The organism is Megasphaera paucivorans, from assembly GCF_900103535.1.
In the GTDB taxonomy this organism is placed as follows: domain Bacteria; phylum Bacillota; class Negativicutes; order Veillonellales; family Megasphaeraceae; genus Megasphaera_A; species Megasphaera_A paucivorans.
The window spans coordinates 1-3,197 of record NZ_FNHQ01000064.1; the positions used below are offsets into that span (position 1 = coordinate 1).

Annotated in this window: 4 protein-coding genes and 1 tRNA gene; 2 read left to right on the forward strand and 3 right to left on the reverse strand. The window is 39.8% G+C overall.

Features of this window, described 5'->3' with window-relative positions:
- Positions 1–473: 473 nt before the first annotated feature.
- The 3 genes from BLR11_RS13770 to ybaK form a co-directional block, all read right to left on the reverse strand.
- A tRNA-Gly gene (locus tag BLR11_RS13770) sits at positions 474–547 on the reverse strand.
- A gap of 52 nt (positions 548–599) precedes the next feature.
- On the reverse strand, positions 600–1,307 hold the full coding sequence (locus BLR11_RS13775; protein WP_342707217.1) for a uracil-DNA glycosylase: 708 nt from the start codon (positions 1,305–1,307) through the stop codon (positions 600–602).
- Positions 1,256–1,768, reverse strand: a complete 513-nt coding sequence (ybaK, locus tag BLR11_RS13780) for a Cys-tRNA(Pro) deacylase (protein WP_091653253.1) — start codon at positions 1,766–1,768, stop codon at positions 1,256–1,258. Before ybaK ends, BLR11_RS13775 begins: the two co-directional genes overlap by 52 nt.
- A gap of 192 nt (positions 1,769–1,960) precedes the next feature.
- Between ybaK and BLR11_RS13785 the strand changes: the two genes are divergently transcribed.
- Together BLR11_RS13785 and BLR11_RS13790 are read left to right on the forward strand one after the other, a co-directional pair.
- Positions 1,961–2,275: a DMT family transporter gene (locus BLR11_RS13785; protein ID WP_091653259.1), complete on the forward strand. Its 315-nt coding sequence runs from the start codon at positions 1,961–1,963 to the stop codon at positions 2,273–2,275.
- Between the two features lie 65 nt (positions 2,276–2,340).
- A complete protein-coding gene (locus BLR11_RS13790; protein WP_091653262.1) occupies positions 2,341–3,111 on the forward strand; it encodes a suppressor of fused domain protein in 771 nt (256 codons plus the stop codon).
- Positions 3,112–3,197: the final 86 nt, after the last annotated feature.

Consider the following 3,197-nt stretch of genomic DNA (forward strand, 5'->3'; position numbering starts at 1 on the left):
GAGCTGTTTTCCACCATACTCATGCACTTATTATACTACGAAACGCTGATGAATACTGCAGTGATGCATATTATTGGTTTGTGCAGTTTATATTAAAATAACTATTTGATGACTCACTTAATAAAAATATATTTAATAAACTATCAATTTTATTGCCGTGCAAATGCTCTAAAATAAACAAAATCGAATAAAAGTAAATTTAATCGGAATCCGTGAAGACATTGATTACACCTCGGTTTATGCTATTTTTTGAAAAGGGTTAAAAAAGAGTACTATAGATTTGCTGAATTGATAGGGGGAAAGTTAGTTTAATTGTTAACTTATCTGTCAAGTTTTTACTCTAATATTGTAAACTTTACATTTTGACAATTATCGTTTACAAAAGACAAATTTACTTCAATAAGGTGCAAATAAGGTGCAAAACACAAAAAAACGGCCTCACGGGAAATGCCCGTGAGGCCAGTATTTATCTATGGAGCGGATGAAGGGGATCGAACCCTCGTACCAAGCTTGGGAAGCTTGTATTCTACCACTGAATTACATCCGCAAAGGTACTTTAGTAGTATACCAAAATGTAAGGTAATTGTAAATATATAAATTTAGAAATGTCGTTGATTTTTCAGTTCCTTGTACTCATCCAGAAGATTTGGCGGCGTGTCACTTTTAAATATGTAGTCTGGAGAAGCAGCGGCGGCTTTTTCGGCAGCTGCTTTAAAGTCGTAATACACTTGCCATTTTGATTCTACTAATTCGTGTCCCGTCTGACGCAGGAGAAATGCCGGGTGGTAGGTGGGTATAACCGGGATTTCATTATAGTCGAACCATTTGCCGCGGTTACGCATAATACTGGCTGTGTGTCCATAGAAATATTGAAAAGCAACCTTTCCCAAGCAGACAATGACTTTTGGCTGAATTAGTTTGATTTCTTTTGCTAGATGGATATTGGCACAAAACTTGCCTTCTTCTAATGTAGGGGTTCGGTTGCCTTTAGGACGGCATTTTACAATGTTTGTAACATAGACATGATCTCTGGTCAGTCCGACACTCCATAAGGCTTTATCCAATAATTTGCCAGAGGGGCCTACAAGTGGGACACCAAATTCATCTTCCACGCCGCCGGGGCCTTCGCCGACGAACATCAAGGGGGAGGCTGGATCTCCGGAATATCGTGTAGGGCCGCGATTTCCCTCATGGCGTAAATGACATGCTTCACAGGTCATGAGTGTATCCAGCCATGGTTTCATTTCTTCGTTTGTCATCGTACTCTTCCTTCCGTAAGTGTAATTCCTTCCATAATGAGGGCACAAAATTCGGCACCGATGACAGCAGCAGCGTCATCAGGAGCTACTAATACTTGTTGTCCTCTCATTCCGGCACTAATACTGATTGTTTCATGTCTTTTTGCTGATTCATCAATGTAGGTGGGAAATTGTTTTTTCATGCCGATAGGAGAGCAGCCGCCGCGGATATAGCCGGTCAAAGCTAATAATTCTTTCACGTGAAGGAGATGAACATTTTTATTGCCGCTGCATTGAGCCGCTTTTTTCAAATCCAGTTCTTTATCGCAAGGAATACAGAAGACGACCGGTCCGGTTTTATTCCCTTGAGCTACTAACGTTTTGAATACTGCTTCGGGGTTCAGCCCGAGTTCTGCTGCCGCATGTACACCTGATAAGTCAGTTTCGTCGTAATCATAGGCTTTTGTTGAATAGACTATTTGTTTTTTATCTAAAATACGCATTACATTTGTTTTTTTTGTTTTAGCCATTTTAAACCTCTTTTGATAGGGAAAGGAGTGATTGCAAGTTTATTGAACTTGCTTTTACTATAGCACAATTGACTGGTAGAGAAAAGACAATGATGGACATATAGTTGCCACAGGTCTTTAAAGTTATTATAATAAAAATGGAAAAGGATCATATATTATTTTGCTTAAACTACGTGAAAAGGAAAAACGTTTATGGAATGGATATTTTTGGTTATTGCAGGATTTTTGGAAATTACATGGGCTGTGACTTTGAAATTTACCGAAGAATTTACTCGATTTTGGCCTTCTATATTTACCGGAGCGGCGATGTTGGGCAGCGTGTTTTTTTTGGATTTATCTCTTCGCTCCCTGCCAATCGGTACGGCGTATGCTGTGTGGACTGGAATTGGAGCAGCAGGAACGGCTATTATCGGTATGTTGTGGTTGGGCGAGCCGCGGGCGATAGGGCGCATGGTATGTATTTTTTTGATTATTGCAGGGGTTATCGGGCTGAAATTGAATCTTTGATTATGATAGTTTAAACCTTTTTGATATGGTATAATAAGACAAAGCAGATGTCAGGAGGGGATAATATGAGCAGGGAAGAAAAAACGATTTGGTCGGAAGAAAAAATTTTTGCGGTCAATCATAATGCCCATGCAGCAGCGCCGGCACGCCGTTTTTTTTCCATGACGGATGCCGCCGACACCATAGAGCGTACACATTGTGAGTATGCTGAGGAAGTACGGCAGTATTTTCACACATTGTTTCCCCATAGACAGTGGACTGTTTTTTCCGATACATTGGATAATCCATTACCGGTGCATGTGGAATTATTGCACCCTACTGTAGAAGAACCATTTTATCTTTTACACACAATAGGAATGAGTGCAGCTCCTATGCACTATCCTACAGGTCAAAATTCACCGGAAGATAAAGAGGCTTATGGTGAGTTGTGTATGCTGCTGCCAGGAAATTGGCCGTTTGATACTAAGGGAGATCGCTGTATATCAGTCACGGATGAAGCGGCATGGCCTATTCGTCTCCTTATGGAACTGGGACGATTTCCTCATGTTCACAAATTATGGATGTCATACGGATTTGTCTTGCCGAATACGGAAAATTGTGATCCCTTTGCAAAAACAACGAATTTGTCAGGGGTTCTCATTGTTCAGTTTGAAGGGGCTTTAGGTGAGATGAAGGCTCCTGATGGGACAACAATTCAGATATTAATGCCATATTTAATATATAAGGAAGAAATAGAATTATATGATGAAATAGGTCCGGACGAATTAATTGAACGTATTTTGAATTGTAATGAGGAATCTTTTTTACTGGATATTCATCGACCTAATGTAATATAAACTGCACAAACCAATAATATGCATCACTGCAGTATTCATCAGCGTTTCGTAGTATAATAAGTGCATGAGTATGGTGGAAAACAGCT

Bases quoted from the DNA above. Each gene is read 5' to 3' on its own strand.
- ybaK (WP_091653253.1), bottom strand. From the start codon at position 1,768: ATGGCTAAAACAAAAAAAACAAATGTAATGCGTATTTTAGATAAAAAA.
- BLR11_RS13785 (WP_091653259.1), top strand. From the start codon at position 1,961: ATGGAATGGATATTTTTGGTTATTGCAGGATTTTTGGAAATTACATGG.
- BLR11_RS13790 (WP_091653262.1), top strand. From the start codon at position 2,341: ATGAGCAGGGAAGAAAAAACGATTTGGTCGGAAGAAAAAATTTTTGCG.